Raw genomic sequence first — 5,499 nt, forward strand, 5'->3', positions numbered from 1 at the left:
AAATCCTTATATGGCAAGAGACTCAATTGATTAGCTCGTTCTAGATAGAAAACAATTGGCAAAAATCGAAGCAATGTCTTTCTGTGTAAGGGTTTTATCCTTTATAACCCCCCTCCATTGCATAACACAAACCGAAGAACCGCTTTTTTTCCTTACTAGATATTTTGGCATTGGCGGGCCATTTCACCTGAAAATTTAGACCATTTTCTTGATTACAAAGTAAGAAAAAAACTCTAATTTCCCATTGGCCCGGTTTACGAACATGAAAATGAGGTGGCCAATGATCGTGAGAATTGAAAAACAGATCTAAGCCATCTAAATTAAAGGATTCCACCTTGCCCAAATCTTCACCTCGCCTACCTCAACTCTGGTCACTTAATGCTATTATACACTTAACCAGACATTTTGTCCTTAAATTCTGAAATATAATGTCTGCTTAACCTAGAACGATCAAAGCGTTAGATTAGAAAGAGTCCTTTTTTGAGAGATATTTAAACCTGATGGTCTGGCCTTTTAAACCGAAAACCCGCAAACAAATCGCTCGAATAGAAATTACAGGTGCAATTGCCTCCGATACCCGCCAAAGAGTCTTAAAAGCCCTAGAAATCGTCAAAGAAAGGCAATATCCCGCCCTACTTCTCCGCATTGACTCCCCCGGGGGAACCGTGGGGGATTCCCAAGAAATTTACGAAGCATTGAAGCGGTTACAAAAAACCACGAAAATAATCGCTAGTTTTGGCAATATTTCCGCCTCTGGCGGCGTTTATATCGGTATGGGGGCTAATTATATTATGGCTAACCCCGGCACGATTACCGGCTCGATCGGTGTTATCCTGAGAGGGAACAATCTGGAAAGATTGTTGGATAAGGTGGGAGTTTCGTTTAAAGTGATTAAATCGGGACCCTATAAAGATATTCTCTCCTTCGATCGAGAATTAACTGATGAAGAAGAAAGAATTCTCCAAGATATGATCGATACCAGTTATCAGCAATTTCTGCAAACCGTCGCCGGAGCGAGAAATTTAGATGTCAATCAGGTGAAAAGTTTTGCCGATGGGCGCATTTTTACCGGTCAACAGGCGTTAGAATTAGGAGTGGTCGATCGCTTGGGAACCGAGGAAGATGCCCGACTTTGGGCGCTAGAATTGGCAGGATTACCCCCAGATAAAACTAAATGTCAGACTATCGAAGAACCGAAACCCCTCCTCAGTCGTCTGACGGGCAATCGTTCCCAAATACCCCTAGGATTACAAAAAACCCTACAGCGTCTAGAATTTGAATTAGAAGTTAACGGACAACTATTGTGGTTATACCGCCCCTGATGGCTAGATTAAAGTCGAGAAAAAGGGCGCGTTAACCCCTAAAATTGACTCATCAGGATTAGCGGAGGATGACAATCGTGCAGTGGAAGGTTCGAGCCATTCGGGGAGCGACGACAGTAACGGTTAATACTATTGAAGCTATACGAGAAGCAGTAACAGAACTCCTCGAAGCGATCGAAATTCACAATAGTCTCGATCCCGATGATATTGTTAGTATTATCTTTACGGCAACTCAGGATTTAGACGCGATTTTCCCCGCTGCTATCGCTCGCGAACGTCCCCATTGGCAAAATGTCCCCCTCCTCGATGTGCAACAGATGCAGGTCGCTGGTAGTCTGGACAAGTGTATTCGGGTAATTCTCCACGTTAATACTCCCAAACTACAAGGGGAAATGCAGCACGTCTATCTGCAAGGGGCGAAAAATCTTCGCCCCGATTGGCAGATTTCTCCAGTAACTATTAATCCCTAAAATCTTCGATAACTGACTAAATCCCCATTTCCGACAGCCAACTCAAAATTAATTGATTAACTTTTTCGGGATGTTCATCGTGGGGACAGTGACCAGCTTTGGCAATCGGATAAAATTGGGTATTATTTCCCATTTTAGCTCTTTCTTGGTAAATTACCGAACCGGCGATCGGTGTCCAAGGGTCATCCTCTCCCCAGAGTACCAATAAAGGGCGATCGATTGGCGGTAATAATTCCTGGGGAGAAGGTCCGGGGGGTGCCGTCAACACCGATGCAAACACTCCCCACGCACCCGCATCACAGGAGGGTTGATAGAGAATTTCGACTAATTCCTCGGTAATCGCGGTATGGTCGCGATAAACTTGTTTTAAGGTGTTACGGATGCGATTTTTCTGCCTTACCTGTTCAAAAATAAACTTTCCTGTCACGGGAGAACTAACTAAACCGGTAAAGGCAGCCATGATTAAACGCAGCGGAAAATTTAATTCTTCGGGACGATGGTTTAATCCCCCGGCACAGTTGATAATTACGCCTCCGGCAGTGATTTCGGGAGATTCTGCCATCAGCATTAAGGTAATCAGTCCCCCGATGGAATTACCGATAAATACCGTCGGTTTTGCGATTTTTTCCCGCCAAAAGTCTTGTATTTGCCGCTGCCAAAGGTTGAGACTATAATCTAAAGCGGGCTTATCCGCACCCCCAAATCCCAAAAGATCTAGGGCATAGACTTGATAGCCATTTTCCGCTAAAACGGGGATATTTTTGCGCCAATGACCGATAGATGCCCCAAAACCGTGAATTAATACTAGGGGTTGTCCTTCTCCCCGCACAGTGTAGGGGATGGTGTGACCTTGCCATGTCCAAGACAATTGCTCTAAGCTAGTCGCAGTGATTGGAGATTGTAGCGCCATTGTATGAAGTTTTATTAAGTGATATTTAAATTATAGAGTAAAAATCAGTCGAGAATTTATGCCACAACGCCAGACTTTTACCAGTAACTCGATGGAAATTTCCTATTTACAATGGAGCGATCGAGGTATACCTCTATTATTATTGCACGGCATGGCGGATCATGCTTTGGTTTGGTCAAGCTTGGGCGATTATTTAAGCTCAAATTATCAAGTTATTGCCCCAGATTTGCGGGGACATGGGGAAAGCGGTAAACCGGCAACGGGTTATCACTTTCAGGATTATATCGGCGATTTAAGGGCTTTAATTAATCATTTAGGTTGGACGCAAGCACATATTTTAGGTCATTCTTGGAGTGCTAAAATAGCGGCAATTTGGGCAACTAAACAGCCGGAAGTATTTAAGAGTTTAATTTTAGTCGATCCCTTTTTTATCGATAAAATGCCTAGTTGGATGAGGATAACTTTTCCAATTCTCTATCAAGTTTTGCCCTTTTTAAAGATTACTCGTTCCTTTGATAGTTATCAGAGCATAGAAGCGATCGCTCGTCAATTAAAACAATATAAAGGTTGGTCAAATTTACAGCAAGAGGTGTTTAAAAATGCCATCGAACAAAAAGCGGATGGCAGTTGGAGCAGTAAATTTACTTTATCGGCACGCGGGGAAATTTTTGAGGATGTCATGGGGTTTGCTGGATTAACTAAAGCTTTAGATATTCCCAGTTTATTGATCCTTCCTCAACAGGGATTAAATCGCACTGCTTGGCAAATTCAATCCTATAAAAAGTATTTAAAGTCTCTAGAAATTAAAAAGATACCGGGTAATCATTGGGCATTTTTAGGGGAACCTGAAACTTTTAATCAAGCGGTGGCCGAGTTTTTATCTGTTCGGGAAAATGACGATGTTTAATTAGAAGGTAATTGAGCTAATTTTAAGCTGGATTACGCTGCCCTAACACCCTAGGTTGATATAAATTTCCTCGGCAATATTTCTGCTACCTCCGGACTCTCCCACTCTAATTTTGCCATTCTCTAAACATCTGTGTAAATAACGAGAATCTGCCAAAATATCGATAATTTTAACCGCAGCATTTTTAAATAAATTCACCTCCGTGGGTTTCTTTCCAATAGTTATCACCGATTCCCCTAATAAGCGCATTTGTGCCTCAGCAAAAGGGTAGGTAAATTGGGGACCAAATCCGGGTATTTGTAGGACGGGTTTTCCTAATCCTACCGCTTGTTCTACTGCTGTCCCCGCCATGGCTAAACAAGCGTCACAATGGTGTAGAATATCGGCAAAAGCATCACGATAACAGCACACCTTAGCCCCATTTTTCTCTAATTTTCCCGCTCCTAAATAATGCCATCCCTCTTGTTTAGCCAAATTTTCTAAGTCGGTTTCTCTGATGCTAGGAATGATAGCAGCCCGAAACTGCATCGGTTTAATTTTAACTATTTCCTCACAGACTTGTAACTGTAAAGCTAAATTACTCAAAGCTTCGGGTAAACGACTCCCCGCTAATAAAGCAATCATGGGAATTTGACTATCTAATTCTAAATCTTTACCCGTTGGTGTTAACACATCCATAATTGGATAACCAGCAAAAATCGCTTTTTTAATACCCCGATTTTCTAAATCTGTTGCTGTATATTTATCCCTAGTAAAAACCCTTAAACACTTGTCTGATCTTAAACATAATTCTGTCAGTAAAGGTAATTTAATTGTACCTTCGTAATAACTGGAAGTAGAAACAATAAAAGCCACAAAAGGACGACCAGTTAAACGAGAGATCGCAATCGGCACAATATCCCCCACTGCTATCAATAAATCACAATTCTTGCTAACTTTAAAAGCTGCTTGAATTTGTTTAATAGTTAGACCGATTAATCCCGCGGCAATATCTTTAATCCAATTAAAAGGATTAGTATAAATAATTCCCCCCGATGGCATAGTGGCAGTGGGTGCAATAATTGGTACTGGCAATTTTTGATAAGCTTTTCCCTCTCCCACTAAAGGCAAAGCAGCTATAGATAATTGGGGCTGAATTTTTTGTAATTCCCCCACAATTAAACTAGCATTTAAATCCTCGCCATGACCATTACTAAGAAATAAAACCTGTTTAAGCATCGATTTGGTATCCTCTCTATTCCCTTGCTGCCAAAGAAACCGCCACCGTCACCGATTTTGCTTCTATTTGCTTGCTGACTAGCAAAGTCTCGCCCATTTTTAAAGCGGCAGCTTCGGCGACGCTAGGGGTTCCCCCTTGCTTGTTGACAATAGCTGAGGGATTGGGGACATTAATATCTCTCAACTCCTGGGCAGTAAAAGTTTTTAGGGGCAATCCTTTCTCCTGACAGTAGGCAATTAAACCCCGTTCATCAGCTTTGATGTCAAGGGTGGCGATACCAGCAATAGCGGCTAAAGAGAGGTGATAACGCTGAAAAACAGCCCTAATTGCCCTATCTATGACCGCTTTCTCCGTCCCACGGATGCAACCTATGCCTAGCCATAATACTCGTCCATGGCATTGCACTTTTGCCCCGGAAGAATCGGCGGGTGAGTGGAAAGCAGGGGAAGCGCCAGTCATCATCGGTGTTGCCTCTAATTGTTGCGGGATTAGGGTTGCCAACGGGGAGAATCACCTTGGGGCTGTTTAGTTAGGGTTTGCGGCAAAAAGTTTTTCCGGGGGGTAGGGTGTGGGGTGTGGGGTGTGGGGTGTGGGGTTTTACCAGTTTTGAGGTGGCCAATTACCTAATTTTCAGGGAAAAAGTGCCTAAATTTCCCCCCGATCACTCCCAT

Annotated in this window: 6 protein-coding genes; 3 read left to right on the forward strand and 3 right to left on the reverse strand. The window is 42.7% G+C overall.

The genetic code is table 11. The features are described 5' to 3' along the window. The first annotated feature begins 500 nt into the window (after positions 1-500). Positions 501-1,322: a signal peptide peptidase SppA gene (gene sppA / locus IM450_RS00755; RefSeq protein ID WP_004163622.1), complete on the forward strand. Its 822-nt coding sequence runs from the start codon at positions 501-503 to the stop codon at positions 1,320-1,322. 68 nt (positions 1,323-1,390) lie between these two features. Then, positions 1,391-1,792, forward strand: coding sequence for a chorismate mutase (gene aroH, locus IM450_RS00760; RefSeq protein ID WP_004163623.1), 402 nt, complete (start codon positions 1,391-1,393; stop codon positions 1,790-1,792). Positions 1,793-1,808: 16 nt separating this feature from the next. Here aroH and IM450_RS00765 read toward each other — a convergent pair whose 3' ends face one another. Continuing rightward, the gene (locus IM450_RS00765; RefSeq protein WP_287671116.1) at positions 1,809-2,702 is read right to left on the reverse strand and encodes an alpha/beta fold hydrolase; all 894 of its coding nucleotides are present in this window, start codon (positions 2,700-2,702) and stop codon (positions 1,809-1,811) included. A 58-nt stretch (positions 2,703-2,760) separates the two neighbouring features. Here IM450_RS00765 and IM450_RS00770 point away from each other — a divergent pair, with 58 nt between their 5' ends. After that, complete coding sequence (locus tag IM450_RS00770; RefSeq protein ID WP_287671118.1) at positions 2,761-3,609, forward strand: alpha/beta fold hydrolase; 849 nt, start codon at positions 2,761-2,763, stop codon at positions 3,607-3,609. A 42-nt stretch (positions 3,610-3,651) separates the two neighbouring features. Here the strand turns inward: IM450_RS00770 and IM450_RS00775 are convergent, their stop codons facing one another. Then, the gene (locus IM450_RS00775) at positions 3,652-4,827 is read right to left on the reverse strand and encodes a lipid-A-disaccharide synthase-related protein (protein WP_287671120.1); all 1,176 of its coding nucleotides are present in this window, start codon (positions 4,825-4,827) and stop codon (positions 3,652-3,654) included. 16 nt (positions 4,828-4,843) lie between these two features. Then, positions 4,844-5,287 (reverse strand): cobalamin biosynthesis protein, encoded by a 444-nt coding sequence (locus IM450_RS00780; protein ID WP_071839401.1) that lies wholly within the window; start codon positions 5,285-5,287, stop codon positions 4,844-4,846. Positions 5,288-5,499: the final 212 nt, after the last annotated feature.

Origin of the sequence: Microcystis sp. M083S1 (genome assembly GCF_020246405.1) — a bacterium.
Classification (GTDB): Bacteria; Cyanobacteriota; Cyanobacteriia; order Cyanobacteriales; family Microcystaceae; genus Microcystis; species Microcystis aeruginosa_C.

What these genes read in the sequence shown, in the direction of transcription:
- sppA (WP_004163622.1), top strand. Translation starts at nt 501, where the DNA reads ATGGTCTGGCCTTTTAAACCGAAAACCCGCAAACAAATCGCTCGAATA.
- aroH (WP_004163623.1), top strand. Translation starts at nt 1,391, where the DNA reads ATGACAATCGTGCAGTGGAAGGTTCGAGCCATTCGGGGAGCGACGACA.
- IM450_RS00765 (WP_287671116.1), bottom strand. Translation starts at nt 2,702, where the DNA reads ATGGCGCTACAATCTCCAATCACTGCGACTAGCTTAGAGCAATTGTCT.
- IM450_RS00770 (WP_287671118.1), top strand. Translation starts at nt 2,761, where the DNA reads ATGCCACAACGCCAGACTTTTACCAGTAACTCGATGGAAATTTCCTAT.
- IM450_RS00775 (WP_287671120.1), bottom strand. Translation starts at nt 4,827, where the DNA reads ATGCTTAAACAGGTTTTATTTCTTAGTAATGGTCATGGCGAGGATTTA.
- IM450_RS00780 (WP_071839401.1), bottom strand. Translation starts at nt 5,287, where the DNA reads ATGACTGGCGCTTCCCCTGCTTTCCACTCACCCGCCGATTCTTCCGGG.